Annotated in this window: 28 protein-coding genes; 11 read left to right on the forward strand and 17 right to left on the reverse strand. The window is 62.3% G+C overall.

What is annotated here, in order from left to right:
• The first annotated feature begins 104 nt into the window (after positions 1 to 104).
• Both AABE10_RS25245 and AABE10_RS25250 read left to right on the forward strand, forming a co-directional pair.
• Positions 105 to 1034: a LysR family transcriptional regulator gene (locus AABE10_RS25245; protein WP_342935955.1), complete on the forward strand. Its 930-nt coding sequence runs from the start codon at positions 105 to 107 to the stop codon at positions 1032 to 1034.
• Positions 1035 to 1608: 574 nt separating this feature from the next.
• Complete coding sequence (locus AABE10_RS25250; RefSeq protein WP_342935956.1) at positions 1609 to 3054, forward strand: EAL domain-containing protein; 1446 nt, start codon at positions 1609 to 1611, stop codon at positions 3052 to 3054.
• A 36-nt stretch (positions 3055 to 3090) separates the two neighbouring features.
• On the opposite strand, the gene AABE10_RS25255 is transcribed toward AABE10_RS25250, so the two are convergent.
• The 3 genes from AABE10_RS25255 to AABE10_RS25265 all read right to left on the reverse strand — a co-directional run bounded on the left by AABE10_RS25255 (position 3091) and on the right by AABE10_RS25265 (position 7820).
• Positions 3091 to 4464, reverse strand: coding sequence for a sigma-54 dependent transcriptional regulator (locus AABE10_RS25255; protein WP_342935957.1), 1374 nt, complete (start codon positions 4462 to 4464; stop codon positions 3091 to 3093).
• Complete coding sequence (locus AABE10_RS25260) at positions 4454 to 6349, reverse strand: sensor histidine kinase (protein WP_342935958.1); 1896 nt, start codon at positions 6347 to 6349, stop codon at positions 4454 to 4456. The genes AABE10_RS25255 and AABE10_RS25260 overlap by 11 nt, the downstream gene beginning before the upstream one ends.
• Positions 6350 to 6455: 106 nt before the next feature.
• A complete protein-coding gene (locus AABE10_RS25265; RefSeq protein ID WP_342935959.1) occupies positions 6456 to 7820 on the reverse strand; it encodes a 2-hydroxycarboxylate transporter family protein in 1365 nt (454 codons plus the stop codon).
• Positions 7821 to 8098: 278 nt separating this feature from the next.
• On the opposite strand from AABE10_RS25265, the gene AABE10_RS25270 reads away from it, so the two are divergent.
• Positions 8099 to 8527 (forward strand): hypothetical protein, encoded by a 429-nt coding sequence (locus AABE10_RS25270; RefSeq protein WP_342935960.1) that lies wholly within the window; start codon positions 8099 to 8101, stop codon positions 8525 to 8527.
• A 54-nt stretch (positions 8528 to 8581) separates the two neighbouring features.
• Here AABE10_RS25270 and AABE10_RS25275 read toward each other — a convergent pair whose 3' ends face one another.
• From AABE10_RS25275 to AABE10_RS25285, 3 genes are all read right to left on the reverse strand, one after another.
• A complete protein-coding gene (locus tag AABE10_RS25275) occupies positions 8582 to 8998 on the reverse strand; it encodes an organic hydroperoxide resistance protein (protein ID WP_342935961.1) in 417 nt (138 codons plus the stop codon).
• A gap of 28 nt (positions 8999 to 9026) precedes the next feature.
• Positions 9027 to 9302 (reverse strand): hypothetical protein, encoded by a 276-nt coding sequence (locus tag AABE10_RS25280; RefSeq protein ID WP_342935962.1) that lies wholly within the window; start codon positions 9300 to 9302, stop codon positions 9027 to 9029.
• A gap of 314 nt (positions 9303 to 9616) precedes the next feature.
• Positions 9617 to 10078 carry a MarR family winged helix-turn-helix transcriptional regulator gene (locus AABE10_RS25285; RefSeq protein WP_090873728.1) on the reverse strand — a complete coding sequence of 154 codons (462 nt, stop codon included), beginning with the start codon at positions 10076 to 10078 and terminating at the stop codon, positions 9617 to 9619.
• 164 nt (positions 10079 to 10242) lie between these two features.
• Between AABE10_RS25285 and AABE10_RS25290 the strand changes: the two genes are divergently transcribed.
• The gene (locus AABE10_RS25290) at positions 10243 to 11136 is read left to right on the forward strand and encodes a GNAT family N-acetyltransferase (protein ID WP_428983387.1); all 894 of its coding nucleotides are present in this window, start codon (positions 10243 to 10245) and stop codon (positions 11134 to 11136) included.
• 5 nt (positions 11137 to 11141) lie between these two features.
• On the opposite strand, the gene AABE10_RS25295 is transcribed toward AABE10_RS25290, so the two are convergent.
• Complete coding sequence (locus AABE10_RS25295) at positions 11142 to 12008, reverse strand: 3-hydroxybutyryl-CoA dehydrogenase (RefSeq protein WP_342935963.1); 867 nt, start codon at positions 12006 to 12008, stop codon at positions 11142 to 11144.
• Positions 12009 to 12204: 196 nt separating this feature from the next.
• On the opposite strand from AABE10_RS25295, the gene AABE10_RS25300 reads away from it, so the two are divergent.
• Positions 12205 to 12630 (forward strand): hypothetical protein, encoded by a 426-nt coding sequence (locus AABE10_RS25300; protein WP_342935964.1) that lies wholly within the window; start codon positions 12205 to 12207, stop codon positions 12628 to 12630.
• A gap of 118 nt (positions 12631 to 12748) precedes the next feature.
• Here the strand turns inward: AABE10_RS25300 and AABE10_RS25305 are convergent, their stop codons facing one another.
• Both AABE10_RS25305 and AABE10_RS25310 read right to left on the reverse strand, forming a co-directional pair.
• A complete protein-coding gene (locus tag AABE10_RS25305) occupies positions 12749 to 13357 on the reverse strand; it encodes a YceI family protein (protein WP_342935965.1) in 609 nt (202 codons plus the stop codon).
• A gap of 160 nt (positions 13358 to 13517) precedes the next feature.
• A complete protein-coding gene (locus AABE10_RS25310; protein WP_342935966.1) occupies positions 13518 to 13775 on the reverse strand; it encodes a hypothetical protein in 258 nt (85 codons plus the stop codon).
• 152 nt (positions 13776 to 13927) lie between these two features.
• Between AABE10_RS25310 and AABE10_RS25315 the strand changes: the two genes are divergently transcribed.
• A complete protein-coding gene (locus tag AABE10_RS25315) occupies positions 13928 to 14470 on the forward strand; it encodes an RNA polymerase sigma factor (RefSeq protein WP_342935967.1) in 543 nt (180 codons plus the stop codon).
• Positions 14467 to 15288, forward strand: a complete 822-nt coding sequence (locus tag AABE10_RS25320; RefSeq protein ID WP_342935968.1) for an anti-sigma factor — start codon at positions 14467 to 14469, stop codon at positions 15286 to 15288. Before AABE10_RS25315 ends, AABE10_RS25320 begins: the two co-directional genes overlap by 4 nt.
• A gap of 778 nt (positions 15289 to 16066) precedes the next feature.
• On the opposite strand, the gene AABE10_RS25325 is transcribed toward AABE10_RS25320, so the two are convergent.
• Both AABE10_RS25325 and AABE10_RS25330 read right to left on the reverse strand, forming a co-directional pair.
• Complete coding sequence (locus tag AABE10_RS25325; protein ID WP_342935969.1) at positions 16067 to 17380, reverse strand: chloride channel protein; 1314 nt, start codon at positions 17378 to 17380, stop codon at positions 16067 to 16069.
• 91 nt (positions 17381 to 17471) lie between these two features.
• Entirely contained in the window at positions 17472 to 17891 is a 420-nt protein-coding gene (locus AABE10_RS25330) for a MarR family winged helix-turn-helix transcriptional regulator (protein ID WP_342935970.1), read from the reverse strand.
• A 229-nt stretch (positions 17892 to 18120) separates the two neighbouring features.
• Here AABE10_RS25330 and AABE10_RS25335 point away from each other — a divergent pair, with 229 nt between their 5' ends.
• The gene (locus AABE10_RS25335; protein ID WP_342935971.1) at positions 18121 to 19182 is read left to right on the forward strand and encodes a class I SAM-dependent methyltransferase; all 1062 of its coding nucleotides are present in this window, start codon (positions 18121 to 18123) and stop codon (positions 19180 to 19182) included.
• Between the two features lie 80 nt (positions 19183 to 19262).
• Here the strand turns inward: AABE10_RS25335 and AABE10_RS25340 are convergent, their stop codons facing one another.
• The 3 genes from AABE10_RS25340 to AABE10_RS25350 all read right to left on the reverse strand — a co-directional run bounded on the left by AABE10_RS25340 (position 19263) and on the right by AABE10_RS25350 (position 21013).
• Complete coding sequence (locus AABE10_RS25340; protein WP_342935972.1) at positions 19263 to 19511, reverse strand: pentapeptide MXKDX repeat protein; 249 nt, start codon at positions 19509 to 19511, stop codon at positions 19263 to 19265.
• 64 nt (positions 19512 to 19575) lie between these two features.
• Positions 19576 to 20352, reverse strand: a complete 777-nt coding sequence (locus AABE10_RS25345; RefSeq protein ID WP_342935973.1) for a molybdopterin-dependent oxidoreductase — start codon at positions 20350 to 20352, stop codon at positions 19576 to 19578.
• Positions 20353 to 20374: 22 nt separating this feature from the next.
• A complete protein-coding gene (locus tag AABE10_RS25350; protein WP_342935974.1) occupies positions 20375 to 21013 on the reverse strand; it encodes a cytochrome b/b6 domain-containing protein in 639 nt (212 codons plus the stop codon).
• A 329-nt stretch (positions 21014 to 21342) separates the two neighbouring features.
• Between AABE10_RS25350 and AABE10_RS25355 the strand changes: the two genes are divergently transcribed.
• Together AABE10_RS25355 and AABE10_RS25360 are read left to right on the forward strand one after the other, a co-directional pair.
• Positions 21343 to 21888, forward strand: coding sequence for a sigma-70 family RNA polymerase sigma factor (locus AABE10_RS25355; RefSeq protein ID WP_087732558.1), 546 nt, complete (start codon positions 21343 to 21345; stop codon positions 21886 to 21888).
• Positions 21885 to 22526, forward strand: coding sequence for a DUF1109 domain-containing protein (locus tag AABE10_RS25360; protein WP_342935975.1), 642 nt, complete (start codon positions 21885 to 21887; stop codon positions 22524 to 22526). The genes AABE10_RS25355 and AABE10_RS25360 overlap by 4 nt, the downstream gene beginning before the upstream one ends.
• Positions 22527 to 22593: 67 nt before the next feature.
• On the opposite strand, the gene AABE10_RS25365 is transcribed toward AABE10_RS25360, so the two are convergent.
• Positions 22594 to 24129 carry an MFS transporter gene (locus AABE10_RS25365; RefSeq protein WP_342935976.1) on the reverse strand — a complete coding sequence of 512 codons (1536 nt, stop codon included), beginning with the start codon at positions 24127 to 24129 and terminating at the stop codon, positions 22594 to 22596.
• A gap of 111 nt (positions 24130 to 24240) precedes the next feature.
• Between AABE10_RS25365 and AABE10_RS25370 the strand changes: the two genes are divergently transcribed.
• On the forward strand, positions 24241 to 25146 hold the full coding sequence (locus AABE10_RS25370; protein ID WP_342935977.1) for a LysR family transcriptional regulator: 906 nt from the start codon (positions 24241 to 24243) through the stop codon (positions 25144 to 25146).
• 16 nt (positions 25147 to 25162) lie between these two features.
• Here the strand turns inward: AABE10_RS25370 and AABE10_RS25375 are convergent, their stop codons facing one another.
• Both AABE10_RS25375 and AABE10_RS25380 read right to left on the reverse strand, forming a co-directional pair.
• Positions 25163 to 25360: a hypothetical protein gene (locus AABE10_RS25375; protein WP_342935978.1), complete on the reverse strand. Its 198-nt coding sequence runs from the start codon at positions 25358 to 25360 to the stop codon at positions 25163 to 25165.
• 48 nt (positions 25361 to 25408) lie between these two features.
• Positions 25409 to 25675, reverse strand: coding sequence for a hypothetical protein (locus AABE10_RS25380; protein ID WP_342935979.1), 267 nt, complete (start codon positions 25673 to 25675; stop codon positions 25409 to 25411).
• Positions 25676 to 25896: the final 221 nt, after the last annotated feature.

The following is a 25896-nucleotide window of genomic DNA, read 5'->3' on the forward strand; positions in this document are numbered from 1 at the left end:
GTTCGTGGTGAAAGTGAAACGAAGGATAGGACGTCCGATTCGCATACACTAGCTATGTATTGCTAGACTGATAATCAACTTTTATTTGCGAATCGGAGTTGCCGATGAACGAGGTCCGCGCGATTTCGATTTTCGTCCGCGCCGCGACGCTGGGAAATTTGCGCAAGGCGGCCGTCGATCAGGGCATCTCGCCGCAAGCGGCCAGTCACGCGGTAATGCAACTGGAAAAGGCGCTGGGCGTGCGGCTGTTTCATCGGACGACGCGCAAGCTGAGCTTGACTGAAGAGGGACAACGGCTGCTGCAAAACGTGGAGCCCGCTCTCGCGATACTGTCGTCGGCCATCGACGACGCGCGCCGCTCGAAAGAGGAAGTCGCGGGACCGTTGCGCGTGAGCGCGCCGAAGGCGCTGGGCCGCGCGGTGCTGTGGCCTTCGATCCTCGAATTCGCAGCGCGTTATCCGGATGTGCAACTGGACGTCCGTTTCGACGATCAATTCACCGATCTCGTCGCCGATCGCGCGGACGTCGGCTTTCGCGGCGGATCGCCGCCTTCGGGCGGCGCGATCGCACGGCGTCTGCTTCCCATTCAGTTGATCGTCTGCGCGTCGCCCGCCTATCTCGAACGGCACGGCACGCCGAAGACCGTCGACGATCTCCACGCGCATCGCTGCACGGGTTATCGCCGCGCGAACACGGGCAAGCAGGCGCCGTGGGAATTCCTGATAGGCAACGAGATCGTCTATCGCGACATTGCGGCGGCTCTGTGCGCGAACGATATCGACGCGGAAACGGAAGCCGTGCTCGCAGGCCTGGCGATAGGCCAGCTAGGCAGCTTCTCGGCTGCGTCGCACATTCGCGGCGGACGGCTCGTGCCATTGCTCACGCAACAGGTGACGCAGCGCGAGTCCGTCTACATCTACTATCGGCATCGCACGGAGCAGCCGTTGCGCGTGAGAACGTTCATCGACTTCATGATCGAACGGCTCGCGAACAACAGGGACTTCTTTCTCGAGCCGTCTGAACTGCGCGCCTGATTGCGTCCAGATTGCGCGCGAATAAAAGCGAATAAAGTGCGCGATACGTGCTGAATCTGAATGAGAAGATATGCAATAAGCCGGCGAAAACAGGCATCCATCAAAAGTAATTCCCGGCTCATTTCGACTATGCCAATCGACTAAATAAAATTCCGCAAAAATCAAGCTCGCACCGCTTTCATCCGCTTATGCATAAAGAAAAAAAACGCGCTTTAAATCGACAATAAATGCCTCATTGCGGCCTTTTAAAGTGACGAGGCAATCCGCGTTGACCAGGCATACCGACCTATTGCCCGGTTTATCGGTGTGCTGGTACAAAACATGCGGATGGTTCGCGTGCTATATTGGCCCGACTATCACAACCGCACACATAATGCGGGTGAGGCGAACCACGCATGTCTGCAATTTCGTATCACCGCCGGACCCCGATGTGAGAAAGCTTCTCGCTTTTCGCAAACCCGCTTTTGCGAGACGTAGCGTCACCCCGACGCTTGCGCTCATTGTCGCGGTGGCGTGTGGGATATGCGTCATAGCAACGGCCGTTATCTGGGGAGAGCACGCCGGCGACGAGTCCGTGCGGGAGCGCGAGAGTCTGATCGCGCGCGACATGGTCGTGTCGATCGATCGCATACTCGACAACGTCGTCACGCGGCGGCGCGTGGAACTGCGCAGTCTCCCCGGGCAATCGTGTGCGCTCGTCGCGCATCGTCTCGCCGAACTGAGGACCTACGTTCACTATGTTCGCGCGATCGATCTCGTCGGACATCAGCGTCTATATTGCTCTTCGGCACTCGGGCCGATCGACGTGCCGCTGTCGGACTATCTGAATCAGGCACCGTCGGGTATCTCAATCGGGCTGGCCGCCGGCACGTTCAATCAGCCTGATACGCCCGTGTTGCCGTTGTATGTTTCGACGGGACCGGACACGGGTTTGCTCTACGTCGTCGAGGCAGCCTATCTCTCCGATACGCTCGCGCACGGCGTGCGCTACGAAGCGGATCACGTCGTCCTCGTCGTTGCCAATGCGGGCGCGCTGAACAACAACGGCAACATGATGCCCGCCGACAGCCCGGCCGCGCGACAAGGCACGCGCGCATCGTCGACGCGCTGGGCCTTCTCGGTCGCAGTCGTCGCCGCGCCGGAGTTCGTTTCGCACGCGCACTGGAAGTACGGTTTGCTGGCCGCCGCAGCGGCCCTGCTCGTGAATCTGCTGATCGCCGCCGCCTGGCTGATCGCGTTCGCCCCGCGCCGCCTGATGCTTGCCGCCGTGCGACGCGGCCTGAAGCACGGACAACTTCACCTCGCGTATCAGCCCATCGTCGAAATCGCCACGCGCCGCGTCGCGGGCGTTGAAGCGCTGATTCGCTGGACGCATCCGAAATGGGGCCCCGTCAATCCCGGCGTATTCATGGTGGAAGTGGAGCGCAGCAGCCTGCTGCGGCGCATCACGCGCTTCGCGCTCGAGCGCGCGTCGGATGAAATCGCGCAGATGACGAAGGTCCGTCCGCTACGCCTCGCAGTGAACATCGCGCCGATGGACCTGGAGCGCGACGGCTTCGTCGCGGAAGTGCTGGCCGTGAACCAGAAACTCCCCGACGACATCACGCTCGTGCTCGAACTGACCGAGCGGCTGCTGCTACAGAAACATCCGCAAACGGAAGCGATCTTCCAGCGCCTCAAGGCGCACGGCGTGAAGTTCGCCATCGACGATTTCGGCACGCAGCACAGCAATCTCGATCTGCTCGGCCGTTTCCCGTTCGATTATGTGAAGATCGACGGGCAGTTCGTGCGGCAAATCGACAAGAAAGGATACGAACTGATCCGCGCGATCGCTGGCGTGGCCAAACACTACGGCATGGAAGTGATTGCCGAAGGCGTCGAAACAGCGGCCCAGCATGAAGCGCTGCGCAGTCTCGGCATTCCGTTCGGTCAAGGCTATTTTTATCAGCGCCCGGTGCCCGTCTCCGCGCTTTTCGTCGATGTCGACACGGCGTCGCAAGGCGCTACCGTTGTTCCGTAGAACGGCATCGCCGCCGCGTCGTGCTGCCTGCTCGCGTCACGTGTCGATCTCTTCGCCTTGCGCATCGCGCGCCGCAATCTTGAGCTGACGCAGCTTGTGATAAAGCGTCTTCTTCGGCATGCCGAGCGCGTCGCTTGCATCGGCCACGTTGCCGTGATGACGGCGCAGCATGTCCTCGATCAACATACGCTCGAAGTAAGCCATCTGTTCCGCGAGCGTGCCGCCTTTCGCCGTGCCTTTGTTCGGTTCGCTGCCTTCCGTCAGCAGGCTGTCGCCCGTCAGCCCGAGCACGAAGCGGTCCGCGACGTTCTGCAATTCGCGCACATTGCCCGGCCACTGATGCGTCATCAACTCCGACACCTGCGCCGCCGACACGATAGGCGCAGGCTGTCCGAACCGGCGCGCGGCCGCGAGCACGAAATGCTCGAACAGCAGCGGCACGTCTTCGCGGCGCTCGCGCAAAGGCGGCAGTTCGATCTGCGCGACGTTCAATCGATACAGCAGGTCCGCGCGAAAGCGTCCATCGGCGGATAGCGCCGCGAGATCGGCCTTCGATGCCGCGATCACCCTGCAATCGACGGATATCGATTCGTTCGCGCCCAGCCGCTCCAGCGTGCGCTCCTGCAACACGCGCAGCATCTTGATCTGAAGCGCGACGGGCATCGTTTCGATCTCGTCGAGAAAGAGCGTGCCGCCGTTCGCCCATTCGATCTTGCCGACGCGCTTCTTGATCGCGCCCGTGAACGCACCCGCTTCGTGACCGAACAGCTCGCTTTCGAAAATCTGCTCCGGCAAGCCGCCGCAATTGAGCGCGACGAAATGGTGGTCGCGCCGCCCGCCGAAATCGTGCAGGCTGCGCGCGATCAGTTCCTTGCCAGTGCCCGTTTCGCCCGTGATCAGCACCGACACCGATGTATCGGCGAGACGCAATATCTTCTTGCGCACGTCGGCCATCGCGGGCGACTTGCCGAGCACCATCGCCTCGATGCCCTGCCAGTTGTGCAGCGCGGCCCGCAGGCCTTGCACTTCCAGTGTGAGCCGCCGCTTCTCGACGGCGCGCGCCACGCGGCCCGCGATATGGTCGGAAGAGAACGGCTTCTCGATGAAGTCGTACGCGCCGACCTGCATCGCGCCAACGGCTGTCGATATGTCGGCGTGCCCGCTGATCAGCACGACGGGAATCTGCGAATCGATCGCGATCACCTTGTCGAGCAGTTGCAAGCCGTCGATGCCCGGCATCCGCACATCCGATACGATCACGAGCGGCGCGCCCGGCGCGACCTCAGCGAGCGCCTCTTTCGCCGACGCATACGCGCTGACGGGAAAGCCCGCCAGCGCAACCGCCTGCTCGACGCCGAAGCGAACGTTCTCGTCATCCTCGACGACGAGCACTCGAATCTCATCTCCCATGAGCCATCCTTTGCGACGTCGCCGCCGCGAATTCGATAGTGAATTGTGCGCCGCTGTCTACGCCGCCGTGTGCCAGATTCGCAGCGGTGATCTTCGCGCCGAAGCCTTCGACGATGCGCGACGTGATCGCGAGCCCCAGCCCGAGTCCATGTCCGCGCGGCTTGGTCGTGACGAACGGCTCGAACAGATGCGCGAGCACTTCGGGCGCGATGCCCGCGCCGCTATCGGCGATCGTGAAGAGCACGCGCTCGCGTTCGTCAGGCTCGCCAGCGGCGATGGTGATGACGCGCTTCTCCTGGTTGCGCACGGCATCGAGCGCATTGCCGAGCAGATTCACGATGACCTGCTGCAACTGGCTCGACTCGGCCCACACCATCGTCCCCGATGCAATCTTCACGTCGAGTCGCACGTCTTCGTCGCGAATGCGCGCATCGTAGATGAGCCGCGCATGCGCAACCGCTTCGTTGAGCGACACCGCGACGCGCTCGACGTCCGGCTTGCGCGCGAACGTCTTCAGCTCGGCCGTTAACACGGCCATGCTGTCGACGAGTTTCGCCACGCGTTCGAGATTCGCGACGGCCTGCGCCCGCTGGTTGCGCTCGAAGAACGTGCGGGCGTTGTCGCACAGCGTCCGGATGGCGACGAGCGGCTGATTCAGTTCGTGCGTGAGGCCCGCAGCCATCTGCCCGAGCACGGCCAGCTTGCCCGCATGTACGACTTCCTGCTGCGTATCGCGCAGACGCTGCTCGGTCCGCTTGCGCTCGACGATTTCCTGCTGCATGCGTTCGTTCGTCGCCGTCAATGCCGCCGTGCGCTGCGCGACCGTGATCTCTAGCTGATCGTTCGCGCGACGCAGCGCATCTTGCGCGTTGAGCTTTTCGGCGATCGTCCGGCGGCGCTGGATCGCGTACAGCGCATAGAGGCCGGCGATCAGGAAAGCGCCCGTCACGAACGCGAGCGCAAGCTGCTGCTGGTCGCGCGCGCCCGCGACGTCGAGCAGCACCATCACCGAATCGCCCGCTTGCGGCTCGGACCGCGACATCGCGAGAAAGCGCGTCGTCTTGCCCGGACGCCGCCAGTCGGGAAAGCGTCCGAGCCACGCGTTGCCGTTCCAGTCGCCGACGCGCTGGTACGGCAGCGCCTCGACGTTGCGGCCCGCGTATTGACGCGAAGACTGAATCTCGCGCTGCTGTTGCGCGGTGATGGGCCGCAGCGCGGTGAACTTCCACGCGGGCACCGTCGAGATGACGACCACACCGTTGCCGTCGATGACCATCGCCGCTTCGCCGGGCGTGCGCCATGCGGATTCGAGCGCATCGACGCTCACCTTCACGGCCGCCGCGCCGATCGCCTTGCCCGCGTCGCGCACCGCGCTCGCGAAGTACAGCCCGGGCATGCCCGTGTTCGTGCCGATGCCGAAGAAGCGCCCCGAGCCGTGTGCCAGCGCGTCCTTGAAGTACGGCCGATACGAAACGTTGGTGCCGACGAAGCTGAGCGACTGGTTCCAGTTGCTCGCGGCGATCACGGAGCCTTGCAGGTCGATCACGTCGACGGCGAGGCTGCCTGCATCGTTGTTCACTGCTTCGAGGTACGTGTCGACTTCGCGCAGCAGTTCGGGTGAAGCGGCTGAGCCCGCGCCCAGCAGCGCGCGCACGCTGTCCTGCCGCGCGACGATGGCGGGCATCATCTCGAAGCGGCCCAGCTCGCTCTTCAGGCTTGCCGTGTACAGGTCCAGCCGGTGCGCGCCGACTTCAGCGAGCGCATCGATCGCGCGGTCCCACGCAAACTCGACGGCCGCCGCAGTCACGCCGAAATACAGCGCGGCCGCGGCGGCCCATCCCCACAACGGTATCCCTCTTATTCTCACGCGCACGTTCAGCCTCATCGGTACGCAATGCCTGTTGGCGAAAGGCGCGTGAGCCGCGCTCGACGCCCGGCGACGCCCGCGCCGCGCGTTGCCGCAAGGTCAGGCCGCGTCGGGCAACGGCGCATCAACCGAAATGCGCAAGCAGGATCAGCGTCAACGTGACCACGATCGCGCCGCCAATACGCGTGGCGATCTGCGCGAACGGCATCAGCGTCATGCGGTTCGCGGCCGTCAGGATCGCGACGTCGCCCGTGCCGCCCTGGCCGCTGTGGCAGGCGTTCACGATCGCCGTGTCGATAGGGTACATCTTCAACAGACGCGCAACCACAAAGCCCGTGCCCATCAACGTCGCCACGGTCGCGACGATCGTCACGATGTTGGCGAACGTGAACGCCACGATCAGCTTGTCCCACGGCGTCATCGCGACGCCGATCGCGAACAGCAGCGGATACGTGACGGCCGTCGAGAAGAACTTGTAGACGACGAACGCGCCTTCCTGCAACTGCGGCGACACGGCGCGCGCGAGCTTCACGAGCACGGCGAGGAAAAGCATCGCGACGGGTGCTGGCAAGCCGAACAGATCGCGGCACGCCAGGCCGAGCAGATAGAGCGTGATCGCCGTGATACCGGCTGCGGCGATATGCGTCACGTCGATATGGCCGGTGATTTCTTCTTTCACGGGGTCCATTTCATCCGTCTCGCCGACCTGCAAGCGCCCTTGGCCCGTCAGATGCGGGAAGCGCTTACCGAGCATGTCGAGCGCGCCGGAGAGCACGATGGCCGTCAGGCTGCCGAGCATCACGGGAGGCAATACCTGCGCGAAGAGCTCGCCTTGCGGCAGATGCATGATCTCCGCGTAGCCGACCGACAGCGGAATCGCGCCCTCGCCCACGCCGCCCGCCATGATGGGCACGACGATATACAGCAGCGTGTGCCGCACGCCGAGCCCGAACGCCGCGCCGACTGCCGTGCCGACGAGCGCAGCCGCGAGCGATCCGGCCGCGAGCGGCACGAAGATCTTCACGAAGCCCTGAATCAGCACGCGCCGGTCCATGCTCAGAATGCTGCCGACGATGATCGACGCGATGAACAGGTAGAGGAAGTTTGTCTGCTTGGTGAACTCGGTGGTGAGGTGAAGGATGGGCTTCGGCAGCAGGTGATAGAAGGTCAGCGCGGAAGGCACGAACGTCGCGCAGATTGCGGCGGCGCCGATGTTGCGAAGAATCGGCAGACGTTTGCCCAGTTCGGCGCACGTGAAGCCGAAAAACGCGAGCACGGCGATCGCCATCGATATCTCGCCCGGCACCTTGCCCGTGACCGCGAAGCCCGCGATCAGCGCGAGCAGGATGAAATAGACGGGCAGCGGAATGATGCCGATCCGGTATTCCATCAGCTTCCACCAGCCTTCGGGCCAGAAGCGGGTCTTGGTGTCGGATGGCTGCGCAGGGATCGGCTGCGAGTGGCTCGGGACGTGGGAACTCGTTTGCAAAGCATGTCTCCTTGATTTGAGTGCGCGGACTGCGTCGCGGCGTCGCGCATCGTCGTCATGGCCGCGTGGCATGGCCAGTGTGCGGCTATAGCGCAAGGGCCATGCCAGAATGTGACTGGGCGCATATCATCGGAACCTCATTGATTTGATTGATTTTTTTCTCGAGCCGAAAGCGCGGTCTGGCGCGTCGTTCTGAGAGTTCAGAATCGGACTGATGGGGAGGCCGAGATTTCAGCCATTCGCTAGAATCTCCGCGATGGGCTCAACGTGGAGGGACGATGGACAGCACGTGGCAATTCCAGATCAGGATCACCGTGACCGACGAACGGGCCAGCGCGTTGCGCGTCGACCCCGCGTCGGACAGCTATCCGCCGTTGGGCGACATCCTGCGCCGGCACAAAGCCTCGCTTAAATGTCAGTTCGATGCATTCGCCGATTACGTCAAGGAAGCGGAAGCGCTGGGCACTTCGGCGTACCGGCTATACGAATGGACCCGGCAAACGGTCGAGAACCCCGAGAAGAAAGCGAAGTACTTGCGGTCCTTTACCGTGTATGTCGAAGGCGAAGAGGTGTACGACAAGGACATCGCCGATTCGGTCGAATCGGCATTGTCGGCGCTGCCCGTCAATGCGGGCATCGAGCGCGTTTTCAAATACGACACCGATCCGGCGAATAACCCGCAACCGCCGCAAGCGGATCGCGGTTGAATTGGTCCGCTCGTCCGTCTCATGAGAAGGACTTCGCGGACCGGCTCGACCACATCAAACAAGTGCGATTTCAACATCGATATTGCCGCGCGTCGCCTTCGAGTACGGGCAAGTCCGATGCGCCGCATCGACGAGCGCTTGCGCGACATCGCGCGCCACGCCCGGCAGGCTGACGTTCAGACGCGCCTGCAGGAAGTAACCGCCCTCGCCCGTGCCGAGATCCACTTCGGCGTCGACGCTCGTGTCGGCGGGCAACGTCACTTTCAGCTCGCGCGCCGCGAGGCCCATCGCGCCGATGAAGCAGGCCGACCAGCCCGCCGCAAAAAGCTGCTCGGGGTTGGTGCCGTTGCCGTTCGTGCCGGGCGTCGACAGCCGGATATCCAGCCGGCCATCCGAACTGCGCGACGCGCCTTCCCGCCCACCCGACGTGTGGGTCTTGCCTGTATAGAGTACGTTTTCGATGCGTGCCATGATTGTTTCCTTTGCGCGTTGCGTGTGATTAGTGATGCTTGAAGGTCGATGCGAAGTCGCTGGCGATCACGCGATGACCCGACTGAACGGCCGAATCCGCCACGCCGCCCACTGCGGCGATGTTCTCGTTGCCCGTCGCTTCGCGACCAGCGTCTGCAACGATCGCGGCGGCGCCTTGCTGTGAAGCCGGCGCGCCTTGAACCGGGTTGTAGTGCGGCGCGGGACCGTATCCGCTCGCGAATGCGGAAGCAGAAGCTGCAACGCTCGCTGCAACGAAAACTGCGGCTTTGAAGAACTTGTTCATCATTTCTCTCCGGTAGTTGAAGACCCTCGGTTGAGGGCACTCTGGTCTGTCTACAAATCGCTGATCGATGCGGACTGGCGCTTTCGACTACTCATTGCTCCGCTTAACATCGCACCCGATTCGATCGCATGCGATGCATTCTAAACAAAGCCAGATGCATGTCAAGCACGCGATTCAATCGCGTACGATGAATTTTTGGAAAAGACTTGTGCGAAAAGCGTGCGGGTAGATCGCACACCAGGGCGGACGCGCGTAAACGCGCAGCGCGGGCGAGGCAGAGATGCCGGGCCCGCGCTGCATCAGGCGAAATACGACTATTGCTGCTCGTTCACCGCTTTGACCAGGTTGTTGCGCAGCGTGACGATTGCCTTCTGCACCTTTGAGAATTCATCGGGCGTGAGGCCCGTCGCCTCGACGAGATCCATGTTGAGCGCCTTCTCGCGCAGGCGCCGACCGCTCTTCGTCAGACTGACGCGCACCTGGCGTTCGTCTTCGGGATCGCGTTGTCGCTCCAGATAACCCATGCCTTCGAGCTTCTTCAGGATCGGCGTCAGCGTGTTGGATTCGAGGAACAGTTTTTCGCCGAGGCTGCTGACGGTCTGATCGTCCTCTTCCCACAACGCAATCACCGTGATGTATTGCGTGTAGGTGAGCCCAAGTTCTTCGAGAATCGGCTTGTACGCCTTGCCGAACGCGAGATTCGCCGAATAGACGGCGAAGCACAGGAAATCGGCGAGCTTCGGATTCGCGGCGTCTGCCTTGGCGGTGGTCTTCATATGCGTCCTCGTCTGCGTGAGACGGATGTTTCGTCACAGACGCATTATATATCGTATGCGATTTAATCGCAAAAGCTTGACATTGCGCGAGCATTGCGCGTTGCACGTCGCACGCGGCACGTATCATCGAAGCAATTTTCGCTGCATGATAGGTGCCGATGAACATGGACCTGAACCGCATCAAGAGGCACATCATGGACGAATCGACGAACACGGCGCGCGACTTCATCGTGCGCACGATGACAGCCGGCGAAGTGGATCGCGCGATCGAATGGGCCGCGATCGAAGGCTGGAATCCCGGCATGCACGACGCGCGCTGCTTTCGCGCGGTCGATCCCGACGGGTTCTTCGTCGGCGTCTGGCGCGGCGAACCGGTCGGCTCGATTTCTGCCGTTGCATACGACGCGCATTTCGGATTTATCGGACTGTATATCGTCAAGCCGGCGTTTCGCGGCAAAGGGCTCGGCCTGCGCATCTGGCAGCATGGCATCGCGTATCTCGGCGAGCGCAACATCGGACTCGATGGCGTCGTCGCGCAACAGCCGAACTATCGAAAGTCGGGCTTCGCGCTTGCGTATAGGAACATACGCTTTCAGGGCATTGCCGACGCCCGCATCGCGAGCAGCGCTGCGTTATCCGATGCGCGCAAATCGCCATTTGATCAGTTGAGTGCCTACGATCGGCGATTCTTCCCCGCGCCGCGCAACAGCTTTCTGCGCGCGTGGATCGATCAGCCCGACGCCGTCGCGCTGGCAGACGTCGTCGATGGACAGATGCGCGGATATGGCGTGCTGCGACGTTGTCGCGAAGGCAGCAAGATCGGGCCGCTGTTCGCGGACGACGCGCAGATCGCCGAAACGCTGTTCACCGCGCTCGTCGCGCATTGTCCCGGCGAAGCCGTGACGCTCGACGTGCCCGAGTCGAATCCGGCAGCCGTGGCGCTCGCCGTGCGCCACGGCATGACGAGTGTGTTCGAAACGGCACGCATGTACACGAAAGAGGCGCCGGACATTCCGCTCGCGCAGGTGTTCGGCGTCACTTCGTTCGAATTGGGCTAACGGCTTTAGCGCTTCTGATCGTAGCGATAGACTCCGTGTCCCGTCTTGCGGCCCAGTCGCCCGGCCGCGACGAGTTCGCGCAGCAGCGGGCACGCGCGATACTTCGAATCGCCGAAGTCCTTCAGGAACACATCCATCACCGACAGGCACACGTCGAGCCCGATGAGATCCGCGAGCGCGAGCGGCCCGATCGGATGATTCGCGCCGAGCCGCATGCCTTCGTCGATTTCCTCCGCCGTCGCGATGCCATCCGCCAGCGCAAAGAACGCTTCGTTGATCATCGGCACGAGAATCCGGTTGACCACGAAACCTGGTGCGTTCTTCACGTTGACGGGCGTCTTGCCGAGTCGCTGCGTCAGTTGGCGCACGGCGGCGGCCGTATCGTCGCCCGTCTGCACGCCGCGAATTACTTCGACGAGCGGCAGCAGCGGCACGGGATTGAAGAAGTGCATTCCGACAAAACGCTCGGGCTTCGCGAGCGTCGCGGCGAGAGCCGTGATCGAGATCGACGACGTATTCGACGCGATGATCGTCTCGCCGCTCACAATGGATTCGATCTGCCGCAGGATGCGGATTTTGAGCTCGACGTTCTCCGTCGCTGCTTCGACGACGATATCCGCGCCGGAGAGGCGCTGATAGTCGGTCGACGTTTCGATGCGCGTGAGCGCCGCATCGCGCGCCGATGCGTCGATCTTGCCCTTCTCGACAAGCTTCGCGAGACTCGCGGTGAGCGTCGCGACGCCCTTTTCGAGCGCTGCATCCGTGACGTCGATGAGCACCACCTTGAGACCCGCCACCGCCGACACCTGCGCGATTCCGTTGCCCATCGTGCCTGCGCCGACGATGCCTATCGTTTCGATCTTCGTTGCCATTGCTGCTCCTCTGTTTGCTGACTTGTGCGGATAACCGGGATCGCCGTCGATGCGTTGCGGCGCGTCATCGGCGATACGATACCTGTTTCTCGTGGGCGTTCGCGTGAAACCGTGCAATGCGCGATTGGCGTCAAAAAGAACTATTGAAGCGAGCGGCTATATCATCGGGGGAAATCGATTCATCGAAGGTCTCACCATGTTGTCCGTCGATCTGAACCCGAAGCGAAAACGCGAGAATCCGCTGCTGTGGATTTTCGAGCCTCTCGAACAGGACCCCGGCTATTCGCGCGAACGATTCTTCAACATGCAGGCCGCCTGGCTCGACGGCCTGCTCTATCTCGCAGTCGCAAGCGGTGAAGAGCCGTGGAACGGGCTCCTCGTGTGCACGTCACATGACCGGCAAGCCGGATTGCTGAACGAGTACCCCGCGCTCGTCCCGCATCCCGTGCTCGGCAAGTGGCTCTATGTGTCGCAAAGCCATCCCGAGTTCGAAGCCGCCGTGCACGACGTGGTCGCGCTGGCGAGCGAGCGCGATCCGCGCATGGGTGTCGTGCCGGGCAAACGCAAGCGTTCGCCCGACGTGATTGAAATGAAGGCCTCGTCGGCGAAAAAGACAAAGTAGGCGTCGCGCGATTGACCTACGATCGCGCCTTTTCGTGCAAGGCCGAGGTTGCCGCCGAAGGCGTGCGAAGTGTGCGGTTGCGGCAGACCGGTAGTTGCGTTTCGTACCGACCCACCGCTCAACGACCCGCGCGCAAGACCACCGAAAACGTCACCGGTGCCGAACCCGACAGCACATTCAGGTTCATCACGTTGCGCAGCGCGTCGACGCCATCCTGCAAGCCATACTCTTTCAGGCTCACGATAATCGGCACACGGGTTCCGACCAGCAACGCATTGCGCGAAAGCTTGACGACGCGCAGATCGGCGACAAGCGGATTCGTTTGCCCTGCGATCGTCAACGTGCCGTTGAGTTGAATATCGGCCGTGCCGCCGACGGGCAACGCATCGAAACGCCGAGCATCGACGGAAGCGCCGAACACGGCCTGCGGATGCTGTGCAACCTTGAACAGCAAGTCCTTGAGGCGCTCGTTGCGCAGCCCGACGTTGGTCTCGACACTCGCAAGATCCACGTTGAATTGCAGTCTTCCATCGTCGCTGACGGTGCCGCCGATCTGCCGGAATGCCTGAACCTCCTCGATCTCCGACGAGCCCGGCATGCCCGCTTTGGCGGTAACGAACGTGAATGTCGACTGCGCATTGTCGACGTGCCATGCGGCACTGGCGGGCGTCGCCGCGATGAAGGTTGTGCCTGCGATCGCGGCCGCGATCAGAATAGATGTACGCATGCTGAGGTCCTCGAATGGATGAGATGAACGGCCGCCTTTCGGCTGATGCGGTTAGCGCTATGCCGTCCCTCCCAAAACAGCCAGGACCGTTGGCTTGTTCCTTCAAGGCCGCAAAATATTCGAGGGAATAGAACGCGCAGGCCAGGTGTCGCCGCTCGCGCTATCGGGAAGCCCTGTGCTTGCACGCGTCGAGTACGCTGCGGATCGATTCCCCCACGGAAGCGCCCGCGCCCCGTTCGCAGAGCTCCGCCCATCGGCTCAATGTTTCGAGATCGGCGCATCCGCTTTCGCAAAGCGCTGCAAAGCGCGCAAGCGCCGCCTCCGAGCCGACCACGCTATGAAACCGCTGGCTGCCTATGCACGCATCGAGCAGCACAGCCATGCCCGCCTCGCGGGCCTTATCGAGAACGTCTTGCATGATGGCCTCCTGCGCAAATCCTTGTCTGCTGATCTGAGAACAGTGGCTCTCATACGCTTATTCCCCCAAAGGCCGGCGAAAAATTTTTGAAATGCGCCCGAATAAATTGGCGCCTCGCGTGTTATGTCGATATATGCGCGGCCCTGGAAGGAGTGGCGTCGATGAACGAAGAAGATTTGCCGACCATTCTGCCGGCGCTGCTGCCACGTCTATGGCGCTTCGCGCTGCGCCTGACACAGAACCAGCACGACGCAGAGGATCTCGTCCAGCGCGCATGCGTGCGCGCACTCGAGCGGCGCCGCCAGTTGCAGAACGGCACGTCGGCGCTCAGCTGGCTGTTTGCGATCGTCCATACCACGTGGATCAACGAGTTGCGCGCCCGCACCATTCGCAGCAGAGGCAACATCAACTGGCAGGACGATGAGATCGAAAGCCTCGCTGATCCGTCCGGTCACACGCCCGAGATCGACCTCATGCATCGGCAGGTCATCGATGCCGTCGAGGTATTGCCGGATGCGCAGCGCGCCGTAATGATACTGGTCGCCATCGAGGGGCTCAGCTATCGCGAGGCCGCGGACGTGCTGGACATACCGATCGGCACGATTATGAGCCGGCTCTCGCGCGCCCGTCTGACGATCGGGCAGCGGTTCGGCGCGCAATCGTCCGCGGCTGCGCACAAGGGAGAATCAATATGAAGAATATCGACGACTCGATGTTGATGATGTACGTTGACGGCGAACTGCCGCCCGAACAGCGGACCGAAGTCGAAGCCGCCATCGCGCACTCGCACGATCTCGGCGCGCGCGTCGATGCGTTGCGCGCGTCGTGCCTGCCATATCGCGCGGCATTCGAGCGGCAGATATTGCCACCCGTGCCGGAAAGCCTCGCGGGGCGTGTCGACGAACTCGTCGCCGTCAGCGCATCGCGGCAGCGCGGCGATGTGCGGGGCAATGCGCGCCGCAAGGTGCCCGCCATGCGTTGGCTTGCCGCCGCCTTCGTTGCGGGCGCCGTCATCTCCGGCGTGCTGACGGGCTACATGGGACCGCTCACGCCGTTCCACCATGAGGCGGTGTCGCCGTGGGTGCGCAGCGTCGCCGACTATCAGGTGCTGTACGGGCGCGAAACGGTCGCGAGCATTCGTGACGATCCAGCGAATACCGAGCAGATCCTCGCTGATATCCGTCAGCGCGACGGCATGCCCGTGCGTGTGCCGGATCTGCAGCAGGCGGGGCTGAAGTTCAAGCGCGTGCAGCGCCTGAATTACGACAACCGCCCGTTGATTCAGATCGTGTATCTGCCGGAACGGGGCGACCCTGTCGCGCTGTGCGTACTGGAGGATTCGCACGCGGATGAAGCCGTGCGCGCTCAGCAGGTTGGTCAAATGAAAACGGTCACGTGGCGTTCGAACAAACTTGCTTACGTGTTGCTTGCGAAGAACACGCCCGTCGATCTGCAGAGGATGGCGCAGCAGATTGCGAATGGCAAAGTGTCGTATCTGTATGGCAATGCGTAGAAGGCTGTCGTCACGTGAGCGGTCATTCGACGAAGAAAAAGTCGCCACGGTTTGAAAATAAAACTCGCCGCAACGTTGGTCCCGCTTTTGCTGACGCACGCTGTTTCGCCGTTCTTGCGCCGCCGCCCCGCCGCGCAAGCGCGTTGAGTACCTTTGGCATCTACGATTTCCCCCTCTCCCTCCGCAGCGAACCGCCCGTAAATGGCGTATGGTTTATCGCTTGCTCATCCACCTTTGCGAAAACCCACGAGCACATGGGTTCGCCTGTTTGGCGGACGTCATCCGTCGATGAATATCTATGAGGGAGTCATCCATGGAAATGAGCACTGCGGGCTCGCGCTTCGTTTGTACAGCCGCTCTGGCCGCGACGTTTGCGCTTATCGAGGCGGATGCCGCCGCTCGGACGGAATGCCCTGATTTTGTCGAATTGCCATCGGGAAGCAGTTTCAACGTCGCGCGTCTGATATACGACAGCGGTTCTCCCGATGCGGCGCTCCAAAAAGTGCGCCAGATGTTCGCTAGAGCTTCGGAGAGCGGATGCCCGAGATCGGAGAAGCCTGCTGCGTGCGACGAAACGTTGGCGGTTGCAAGGAAGGCCATAACGGCATTGGAACTTTGCACAGCCGATACCTCTGCCTCTAACCCGGGGCACAAGGGTCGAAGTATTACCCCGAGATAGTCGCCTCATGCTCGATCGGGAACGCACGCCAGCCCATTCCATGTCCGCGAAACCGAGCGCCTTCTTCGAGCCGAACGATCGTGGCCGAAGGCAACATGTTCATCTCTGCGTAGCCACGTACTTGTGCGCCAGCGCTTCATAAAGCGGTGGCGCGAACAGCTTTGACACCTGGCTGGAAATCAGCGCCGTCGCCATCAACGAGAGCACCAGCGCGTGTCCGTTGATCATCTCGATCACGATCACGAATGCCGTGATCGGACTCTGCGTAACGGCCGCGAGATAGCCGACCATGCCGAGCGCGATCAGCATCGGCAGTTGCATTTGCCCGAACACCAGATGCAGCGCATTGCCGATGCCCGCACCGATTGCAAGCGAAGGCGCAAAAAGTCCGCCCGGCGCGCCAGGCAGATACGAACCGATCATCGACGCCATTTTCAGCAGCGGATAGCTCGCGCCGAGTCGGGTATTGCCTTCCAGCATCCCGCGCGCTTCTGCATAGCCGCTGCCGAACGTATGACCGCCGGCGGCCACGCCGAGCACAGCAATGAACAGACCGCACGCAGCGCCGAATGCCACCGGATGCCCTTTGCGCCAGGCTCCGAATCGCGCGGGCATCCAGCGATCGGTGTTCAGCAACAGCCAGCAGAACGCACCGCCCGCAACGCCTGTCACGGCGCCCAGCATGACGACAGCGACGGCAAGCAGATCGGGAAAGTGTCCGTCGATTTCGATCGTGCCGAAATACGTATAGTTGCCCTGCAAACCGAGCGAGACGATGCCCGCAAAAATAATCGCCGTGATCAGGACGCCGCTCGTTCTCTGCTCGAAGCTGCGCGTCAGTTCTTCGATTGCGAAGACGACGCCGGCGAGCGGCGCATTGAACGCAGCCGACAGACCGGCGGCAGCGCCCGCAAGCGCGAGCTTGCGATCGAGTCCCGCGCCGCGAATATTGCGGAAGCGCACCGGATAGAAGCGCCGCAAGCTGAACATGAGCGCGGCGCCGACGTGTATCGTCGGCCCTTCGCGGCCGATGGTGAAGCCGCCGAGGATCGACAGAAACGACACCGCGATCTTGCCGACGAGAATGCGCATGTTCAACAGACGCGGTCCGAGTTCACCGCCTTCGTGCAGCGTCGCGATGACTTGCGGAATGCCGCTGCCTTCGGCGCCTGGAAAGCAGCGCCGCGTGATCCAGACGCCGAACGCGGCAACCGCCGGCGTGAGCAGCAACGGCAGCCACCAGAAAGAAGTCGCATAGCGCAGAAACGTGGCGTAGCCGAAATCGATCAGCCGCGCGTACATCACGGCGACGAGCCCGGTAGTAATCGCGCCGAGCCAGAACACGCCGTAGTGCAGCCAAAGCCGCCTGCCGCGCATGATCGTGCGTCGGTCGATAAATCCGGGAATGCGCATTGAAGAGATCGTCGGGTCGAAGCAAAGTAAGGCAGATTGTGACATAAATTCGCGACCCGCCGCGCCGACTCGCATCACCACTCGCGCAGGGCTATGCGCCGCTATCGCCGAATACCCAGCCGAACGATCCGTAATGCGCCTTGTGCTCGGCGGCGAGTTTGAGCAGGCAACGTTCGCCCCTTCGCGTCAGATGCACCTGCACCTGACGTCGATCACTCGCGTCGGGCTTGCGCGTCACGAGCCCCGCCGATTCGCAGCGCGAGACGAGCGCGGCCGTGCCGTTCGGCGCGGCCTGCAGGCGTTCCGCGAGTTCGCCGACCGTTGCCCATTGCCGTCCCTCGAACCCACGCACGTGCAGCAACAGTTGATACTGAAGCGTCGTGACGCCTGCCGCGCTGGAGATTTCTTCGGACATGCGCAGAAACTTGCGCAGTTCATATCGGAATGCCGACATGGCTTCCAGTTCCTGTTTGCCCGGAAGCGCGTTTCCGGGTTGCCTGCCTGAACTCATTCGAGGTCCTCGCAAGTTGATGGGCCGAATTGCCACACAGTGCTTCATCCAAATCGCCGGCGATGTTCGCGGATCATACACACGATGGAAACGGCCACGACTATCCGCACTTTGTCGTTCGCCCATTTTTCTTCTTCCTATACTTTGCATGAGCGAGGCCCGCCCATTGTCGGCAATGAGCGACGCCTGTTTCGTCCGATCAATTCTGCCTTCGTCAAGGAGGTGGCACATGCAATACGACGAACAGAAGGTGCAGGACTTCATGGCGCGCATGGTCGAAGAGTTCGGCGCAGTAGCGTCGGCGCCGCTCATTGCGCTGGGTGACAGGCTCGGCCTTTACAAGGCGATGACCGAACAGGGCTGGATGACCTCCTTGCAACTTGCAGAGCGCACGGGCCTTGCCGAGCGATACGTGCGCGAATGGCTCGCAGCGCAGGCCGCATCGGGCTTCATCGATTACGACGCGGCGAGCGCCCGCTACCGGCTCGAAAACGAAATGGCGATGTGCTTCGCGGAAGAGACCAGCCCGACCTTCGTTCCGGGCTTCTGCGACTGCGCCGAAGCCATGTTCCGTGCAATACCGAAACTGGAAGCAGCGTTTCGCACGGGCTTGGGCGTCGGATGGCACCAGCATCATCCGTCGCTGTTCAAGGGCACCGAACGCTTCTTCCGGCCTGGCTACGCGGTGCATCTCGTCGACGAATGGATTCCCGCGCTCGACGGCGTCGAAGCGGTTCTCAAAGGGCACGGCGCGAAAGTCGCCGATGTCGGCTGCGGACACGGCACGTCGACGATCCTGATGGCGCAGGCTTATCCGAACGCCACGTTCGTCGGCTTCGATTATCACGAGCCATCCATCGAAAGAGCGCGCGAACTGGCCGATGAAGCGGACGTCGCCGATCGCGTCACGTTCGAAGTGGCCAGCGCGCAGCAATACCCAGGAAGCGGCTACGACCTCGTCGCATTCTTCGACTGTCTTCACGACATGGGCGACCCGACGGGTGCCGCGACCCACGTGCTGCAGTCGTTGAAGCCCGAAGGCTCGTGGATGATCGTCGAGCCCTTCGCAAACGATCGGCTGGAAGACAATCTGAACCCGGTCGGACGCGTGTTCTACTCCGCGTCGACGATGATCTGCACGGCCGCGTCGTTATCGCAGGAAGGCAGAAAGGCGTTAGGCGCGCAAGCAGGCGAAGCACGCCTCAAGGAAGTCGTGACGGCGGGCGGCTTCACCCGCTTCCGACGTGCAACGCAGACGCCATTCAATCTCGTCTTTCAGGCGCAGGCGTGAACGGATACGCCGACACATGAAACGGCTATGAAAGCAGGCCGGGCGCGCATGCACGCCCGGTCTCGCTCGCCGGCCCAGGCCTACTCGGACATCGCGCCTGACGCGGGATGATCCATTTTCATCGAATCGTTCTTCTTCATCTTGTGGCTCTTGCTCATCTTGTCGTGCGACATGTCGCCCTTGCTCATCTTGTCATGCGACATGCCGCCCTTGCTCATCGTATCGTGTGACATCTGATCGTTCGACATCGCGCCGCTCGCCTGCGCGAATGCAGCGGATGTACCCATCGCCAGCGTTGCCGCGACTACTGCCGTCATCAGTCGTTTCATTGCTCATCTCCTTGGGGTTGAAAGTGGCATCCGGAAACACCGGAACCGGAAAACGCGGCGGCGCTCACGAACCGCCGAACCAGTTGTAGCCCTGATCGACCCAATAGCCGCCGGGATACGTGTTGGTGACGAAGATCTCGACGATATGCTTCGGGTTCTTGTAGCCCAGTTTCGTCGGCATGCGCAGCTTCATCGGATAGCCGTATTTCGCGGGCAGACGCTCGCCGTCGTAGTCGAACGTGAGCAGCGTCTGCGGATGCAGCGCCGTCGGCATGTCGATGCTTTCGTAGTAGTCGTCCGCGCATCGAAAGCCGACGTATTTCGCCGTCGTATCCGCGCCCACGCGGCGCAGGAATTCACGGAACGGCGTGCCGCCCCAGCGCCCGATCGCGCTCCAGCCCTCCACGCAGATATGCCGCGTGATCTGCTCCGCGTGTGGCAGCGCGTATAACTCCGGCAGCGTCCACGCGCGTTGCCCGGTCACGAGGCCGCTCACTTTCAGCCGATAGTCGCTGCCGTTCACTTCGGGCACTTCATCGATGCCGTAGTACGCGTTGAACGGAAAGGGCCGCGTGATCTGCGCTTCGGCGTAAGTCGGCGCGAGACGGTTCGGATCGAACAGGAGCGCCTGCGCGCGATCGTTCAGGCGCGAGACCGCCATCAGAAACTTGTTGACCGACTCGTCGTCGGTGATCGAGCAGCCTGTCAACAGCGACAGCCCGCCCAACGTCAGCAAACGCTTGCCGAACAGACGGCGCGACGGCATGTCCAGTTCGCGGCTCGCATCCGCCAGAATCGCGGCGCGGTCGAGCTTGATGATTTTTCTGTCGTCGATGCTCATGGCGTGTGTCCCTCGACAAAGATCAGCGGCCGCGCAGCATCGTCAGCAGCGAGCGCGGCACGAGCGCGACCATCGCGACGTGCACGACGACGAACGCCGCCATCACCGCCATCGCGCAGAAGTGAACGATGCGTGCGTTGTCGTAGCCGCCCAACAGCTCGCGCAACAGCGGAAATTGCACGGACTTCCAGATCGCGAGCCCCGACAGCACGAGCACGACAAGATCGATGACGATGACGAGATACGCGAGCCTCTGCACCGCGTTGTACTGGCGCAAGTCCGCGTGCGAGAGCTTGCCGCTCAATGCGGCAACGAAATCGCGCAGCACCTCGCGCGGCGACAGCGGAAAGAACTTCGAAACAAAGCGCCCGCTCGCGATGTTGAGCGCGAGATAGACCAGCCCGTTGAACACCAGCAGCCACATCGCCGCAAAGTGCCATTGCAGCGCGCCGCCGAGCCAGCCACCAAGAGTGATCGACGGCGGAATCACGATGTTATGGAACACGGGCGACGCGTCGTAGATCCGCCAGCCGGAAAACATCATGATCAGCGCGGCCAATGCATTGAGCCAATGCGTGATGCGCAGCCAGAGCGGATGAATCGGCAGATTGCGTCGCGAAGTCTCGCGCACCGGCGTGAGTGGCGCTTTCATCGTTTCCATGTCGATCACCATGACGGTCGGATACCTGTCAATTCGTTGCCGACGCGCAATTGGTTACAGCGTCGCGCCAATCATGCGCAGATACGTTCAGCGCTTCCGATCCGCATGAGAAATTTTGCGCGCGGCGTAACCGGCAGCCGCGAAAACGCGAACTAGCGTGATAAAGGAAGCGGGTGACGACGATGGACCACGACCGCGCTATAGTGGCGCATCACGGCTTCGGCTGTTCCGAAACGATCGATCTGACACTGGGCGGCGCGCTCGCTTCAGCGGACGCGGGCTATTCGCATGGGTCGTCGACTCGTCGTCTCGCCAATAGGGGAACCATGTTGCAAGACGCGGAAAGCCGCCTGAAAGCGCTATTCGTCAGCGGTCTCGACGGCGATGCCGACGCTTATCGCAGCTTTCTGCAAGCGCTCACCCGGCATTTGCGCGGCTACTTGCGCAAACGCATTCCGAACCATCGCGACGACGTCGAAGACCTCGTCCAGGAGATTCTGCTCGCCGTGCACAATGCGCGTCACACGTATCGCGCGGACGAACCCTTGACCGCGTGGCTGCATGCGATCGCCCGCTATAAGCTGATGGACTTTTTCCGCTCGCGCGCGCGCCGCGAATCGTTGAACGATCCGCTCGACGATCACGCCGACCTGCTCGCCGATACCGACGACGAACCCGCGCAGGCGCGTCACGACATCGGCAAGCTGCTCGCGCATCTGCCGGACAAGCAGCGGCTGCCGATTGTCCATATGAAACTCGAAGGCTTGTCGGTGACGGAAACGGCACGCATCACCGGCCTTTCCGAATCGGCCGTCAAGGTGGGCGTGCATCGCGGTCTGAAGGCACTGGCTGCACTCATTCGGGGGCTGCGATGAAGACCGACGATCTCATTAGCCTCCTGTCGAACCAGGTGACACGCGTCGATCGGGTGGCCGTCGCGCGCCGTTTCTTCAAGGCGTTGCTGCTCGGCGCGTTGGGCTCGCTGATCCTGATGACCATCGTATTCGGCGTGCGGCACGACCTCGGCAGTGTCGCGCGCACGAGCATCTTCTGGGCGAAGCTCGCGTATCCGCTCGCGACTGCCGTCGGCGCGATGCTCGCCGTGATGCGGCTCGGCCGTCCGGGCGCACGCGCGGGCTATACGTGGGCGCTTGTCGCGCTGCCCTTCGTCGCGGTGTGGGTCGCGGGCGCGCTCGTGCTCGACGGCGCGGCGCCCGCAGGACGCTGGCCGCTCGTGCTCGGTCAAACGTGGCGCACGTGTCCGTTCAACATCCTGCTGCTTTCCGTGCCGACGTTTCCCGCTGTGGTCTGGGCCGTCAAGGCGCTCGCGCCGACGCATCTGCGGCTCGCGGGTGCCGCCGCCGGCCTGCTCGCGAGTTCCACCGCCACGATCGTCTATTGCCTGCATTGCCCGGAGATGAGTCCGGCATTCTGGAGCGTGTGGTACGCAATCGGGATGTTGATGCCTGCGGGCATCGGCGCATGGCTCGGGCCGAAGCTGTTGCGATGGTAGGACGCGTTCCATTGCCGATTTGTACGCCAGAAAGCCCGTGGCGTCCTCATCGCGCTTACGTGTCTGTTCAATCCACGCATTGCGCGCGGGTGGTCGCGTGAGCTTCGCATTGTTGACGATGGGCGGCCGCCGCGCCGAAGGTGAGAAAGCTCGCCGCCGCAAGTATCCACACGCCCGCGCCGCCATACAGCATCACCCAGCCGAAGCCGCGCACGAGCGCATCGTGCGCGGTCTTCTGATCGAGCGCGACACTGTTTCCTGCTGCAATTGCAACGCTTAGCGCATGAATCTGCGCGGCGTCGTGCGCACCCGCAAGCGCGCGGGACAGCGATGCATCGACGCCCGCCACCAGCACCAGCCCCATCAATGCGATGTTGATCGCAAGCGCGATCATGCGCGCGCTCATGTCGATGCCCGACGCCATGCCGGCGCGCGCGCTCGGCACGGCGCCCGTCGTCGTGTTCGTCACCGTCGTGTTCGTGAGGCCCAGCCCGACGCCCGCAATGACGCAACCGGGCAGCATCGTGATCCAGCTAGCGTGTTCAGCGACGCTGCCGATGCGCATCAGAAAGAAGCCCACGCCGATCGTGAACAGTCCGCCCGGAATGACATAGACCGGGCGATAGCGGTAAGCGAGGCGTTCCGCGACGGGCGGCACGACCAGCGTCGGCAGCGTATACGCGAGCAACGCGAGTCCCGCACGGAGATCGTCGTAGCCGAGCGCGTTGTGGAAGTACACAGGCAGATAGATCATGAAAGGCCAAAAGCTGAAATTCATCGCGGCCGAGCCGATCAACGCGCCCGAGAACGCACGGATGCGAAAGACGGAGAAGTCGAACATCGGATGCGCGCTCATGTTCTCGGCGACGACGAATGCGCTCAGGCAGACCGCGCTCATCGCGACGATGCAGAGCGCGGGCAGGCTCGCGAAGCCGAGGTCCGCGCCCTGCGTGATGTAGAAAGCCAGGCCGAACACGGCGAGCGACAACGTCGCAGCGCCCCACGCATCGAGCTTTTGCGCATGCGGATCGCGCGATTCGCTGACGCCGCTCGCCGCGAGCGCGATCGTCGCGATCGCCAATGGCGCGTGGACGAGAAAGACCCATTGCCAGCCGACGAGCGCAGCCGTCGCACTGCCGATGATCGGCCCGAACCCGAGTCCGATGCCGAAGATGATGCCCCACGCAGCAAACGCGTTGACGCGCTCGCGCCCCTGCTGGAACTGATGCGAAAGCACCGCCACCTGGCAGATCAGCATTGCGCCGCCGCTTGCGCCTTGCAGAAAGCGCCCCGCGATCAGCACGGCCATGTTGGACGCGAGCCCGCACAGCAACGACGTAACGCCGAACAACGCGATGCTGACGACGAAAACACGCTTGCGTCCGAAGCGATCCGCGAGCGTGCCCGTCGCCATCAGGACGGTCGTGCAGGCAATGGTGTAGGCGTTCATCACCCATTGGATGTCCTTGAACTCGCCGCGCAGAAGATGTTCGAGCGTCGGCAGGATCGCGGGGACGCTGGAAATCTCCAGACCGAACATCAATGACGAGAGGCACGCAGCAAGCAGCGCAAGCGTGTTCTTGCGAAAGCGGAGTGGCGGCATGACGTGAACCCGATGCTGTTAATGAAGGGTTAATATATCGGGAATTTCAGTCCCTATTGGCGAGCCAATTTCCGATGAATGCGTCCATCAAGGAATCAATGAGGTGGCGTGATGACTGACCGTCTCGATGGCGTGGCGACCTTCGTGCAGGTCGTCGAGGCAGGCAGTTTCGCGCTGGCGGCCGAACGGCTGAACCTGACGCGCTCGGCCGTCGGCAAGGTGATTGCGCGGCTGGAAATGCGGCTCGGCGCGCGACTGATTCATCGCACGACGCGCAGCCAGAGCCTCACTGAAGACGGCCAGGCGTACTACGAGCGCTGCGTGCGCGCGCTCGCGGAACTCGAAGCTGCCGAAGCCGAACTCGAAGGCGGCCGTCGCGCGCCGCGTGGACGGCTGCGCGTGAGCCTGCCGCTCGCGTTCGGGCAGCTATGCGTCGCACCCGTTTTGATGAATCTCGCGCGCCGGCATCCGAAGCTGCAAATCGACATGTCGTTCAGCGATCGCATGGTCGATCTCGTCGAAGAAGGCTTCGATCTCGCCGTGCGAATCGGCGAACTGCGCGACAGTGCGAGTCTCGCGGCACGGCGGCTCGGCGTGCAATACACGAGCATCGGCGCCGCGCCATCGTATCTCGCGCAGCACGGCATGCCCGTTTCGCTCGACGACATGGAGGGACGCGACGGCGTCGTCTATGCGCGCGCCGGCGCGCTGGTCCCGTGGGATCTGCGCGACGACTCAGGTCAGGTGAAACGCGTGAAGATTCGCCCGCAGCTGAGCATGGACGACGTACAGGCGATAGCATCCGCGGCCGTTGCGGGATTCGGGCTTGCGCGCATTCCATCCTGGCTGCTCGCGCGATATGTGAAGACAGGCGAGCTGGTACTGGTCAAGGGACGTTGCAGCCTGCCGCCGCAAGAGATAAACGTCGTTTGGCCGCGAACCCGCTATATGCCTTCCAAAACGCGTTGTGCGATCGATGCGCTCGTCGATGACATTCCGGCGATGATCGACGAATGAATGCAGCCAGTAACCGTCACCCCTTTCGTGAGATGGCCTGCAACAGCGAATCGCCGTGGACGGTCAGGCGCGGCCGCAGAACGCCACCCGCAATTTCTTCGAGTGCGACAAGCTGTTGTTCGAGCAGTTGATCCAGTTCCGCACGGTCAAGGTCGATCTGGTCGGGCGCGGACTTCACCAGCATCAGGGTAGCGAACTCATGAGGACTCAGCATGTCCTGTCTCCGTTATATCGGTTAGTTTTTTTGCCGCTATAGAGACAACTAGCTCATCGCCTGCGGAGGCAATGGGTAAGACGCGACGAACAGTGCCGCGTCACGCCGGCCCCGCGCAACCAGCTTGTTGGCCAGACTGCCGCGGAATTCCGCAAAGCGGCCGGGGCCGTGAATCTGCAGAAAACATTGCACCGTCTCTTCCACCTGATCGCGCAAGCTCGCCTCGGTCTCGCAGCTTGCGATGCACGACGCGCCTCGTGACAGCTCCAGCTGAAAATCGATTTCGCACTGGCTATAAGGCAGCCGCTTGCTCATAGTGCCATTCGACATTTTTTCCTCGGCGCGCTGTCATCGGGGACATCTGATTTTATGTGGCCCCGGATGTAAATGTTAGTGCCTGTCGCTGTCCGTATGTCGTACCTTGTGGACACATGGCCTCTCAAGGGCGGCGGGCGATGCACGGCCGCGATCCATTTGTGCGCTAGTCACCGGAGGCTTCAGCGCAATTATTTCCTCTGCTTCGGATGACGGTGTAC

The organism is Paraburkholderia diazotrophica, assembly GCF_038900755.1.
GTDB lineage: Bacteria > Pseudomonadota > Gammaproteobacteria > Burkholderiales > Burkholderiaceae > Paraburkholderia > Paraburkholderia diazotrophica_A.

What these genes read in the sequence shown, in the direction of transcription:
- AABE10_RS25245 (WP_342935955.1), top strand. Translation starts at nt 105, where the DNA reads ATGAACGAGGTCCGCGCGATTTCGATTTTCGTCCGCGCCGCGACGCTG.
- AABE10_RS25255 (WP_342935957.1), bottom strand. Translation starts at nt 4,464, where the DNA reads ATGGGAGATGAGATTCGAGTGCTCGTCGTCGAGGATGACGAGAACGTT.
- AABE10_RS25260 (WP_342935958.1), bottom strand. Translation starts at nt 6,349, where the DNA reads ATGAGGCTGAACGTGCGCGTGAGAATAAGAGGGATACCGTTGTGGGGA.
- AABE10_RS25270 (WP_342935960.1), top strand. Translation starts at nt 8,099, where the DNA reads ATGGACAGCACGTGGCAATTCCAGATCAGGATCACCGTGACCGACGAA.
- AABE10_RS25275 (WP_342935961.1), bottom strand. Translation starts at nt 8,998, where the DNA reads ATGGCACGCATCGAAAACGTACTCTATACAGGCAAGACCCACACGTCG.
- AABE10_RS25280 (WP_342935962.1), bottom strand. Translation starts at nt 9,302, where the DNA reads ATGAACAAGTTCTTCAAAGCCGCAGTTTTCGTTGCAGCGAGCGTTGCA.
- AABE10_RS25285 (WP_090873728.1), bottom strand. Translation starts at nt 10,078, where the DNA reads ATGAAGACCACCGCCAAGGCAGACGCCGCGAATCCGAAGCTCGCCGAT.
- AABE10_RS25290 (WP_428983387.1), top strand. Translation starts at nt 10,243, where the DNA reads ATGGACCTGAACCGCATCAAGAGGCACATCATGGACGAATCGACGAAC.
- AABE10_RS25295 (WP_342935963.1), bottom strand. Translation starts at nt 12,008, where the DNA reads ATGGCAACGAAGATCGAAACGATAGGCATCGTCGGCGCAGGCACGATG.
- AABE10_RS25300 (WP_342935964.1), top strand. Translation starts at nt 12,205, where the DNA reads ATGTTGTCCGTCGATCTGAACCCGAAGCGAAAACGCGAGAATCCGCTG.
- AABE10_RS25305 (WP_342935965.1), bottom strand. Translation starts at nt 13,357, where the DNA reads ATGCGTACATCTATTCTGATCGCGGCCGCGATCGCAGGCACAACCTTC.
- AABE10_RS25310 (WP_342935966.1), bottom strand. Translation starts at nt 13,775, where the DNA reads ATGCAAGACGTTCTCGATAAGGCCCGCGAGGCGGGCATGGCTGTGCTG.
- AABE10_RS25320 (WP_342935968.1), top strand. Translation starts at nt 14,467, where the DNA reads ATGAAGAATATCGACGACTCGATGTTGATGATGTACGTTGACGGCGAA.
- AABE10_RS25325 (WP_342935969.1), bottom strand. Translation starts at nt 17,380, where the DNA reads ATGCGCATTCCCGGATTTATCGACCGACGCACGATCATGCGCGGCAGG.
- AABE10_RS25330 (WP_342935970.1), bottom strand. Translation starts at nt 17,891, where the DNA reads ATGAGTTCAGGCAGGCAACCCGGAAACGCGCTTCCGGGCAAACAGGAA.
- AABE10_RS25335 (WP_342935971.1), top strand. Translation starts at nt 18,121, where the DNA reads ATGCAATACGACGAACAGAAGGTGCAGGACTTCATGGCGCGCATGGTC.
- AABE10_RS25340 (WP_342935972.1), bottom strand. Translation starts at nt 19,511, where the DNA reads ATGAAACGACTGATGACGGCAGTAGTCGCGGCAACGCTGGCGATGGGT.
- AABE10_RS25345 (WP_342935973.1), bottom strand. Translation starts at nt 20,352, where the DNA reads ATGAGCATCGACGACAGAAAAATCATCAAGCTCGACCGCGCCGCGATT.
- AABE10_RS25350 (WP_342935974.1), bottom strand. Translation starts at nt 21,013, where the DNA reads ATGGAAACGATGAAAGCGCCACTCACGCCGGTGCGCGAGACTTCGCGA.
- AABE10_RS25360 (WP_342935975.1), top strand. Translation starts at nt 21,885, where the DNA reads ATGAAGACCGACGATCTCATTAGCCTCCTGTCGAACCAGGTGACACGC.
- AABE10_RS25365 (WP_342935976.1), bottom strand. Translation starts at nt 24,129, where the DNA reads ATGCCGCCACTCCGCTTTCGCAAGAACACGCTTGCGCTGCTTGCTGCG.
- AABE10_RS25370 (WP_342935977.1), top strand. Translation starts at nt 24,241, where the DNA reads ATGACTGACCGTCTCGATGGCGTGGCGACCTTCGTGCAGGTCGTCGAG.
- AABE10_RS25375 (WP_342935978.1), bottom strand. Translation starts at nt 25,360, where the DNA reads ATGCTGAGTCCTCATGAGTTCGCTACCCTGATGCTGGTGAAGTCCGCG.
- AABE10_RS25380 (WP_342935979.1), bottom strand. Translation starts at nt 25,675, where the DNA reads ATGAGCAAGCGGCTGCCTTATAGCCAGTGCGAAATCGATTTTCAGCTG.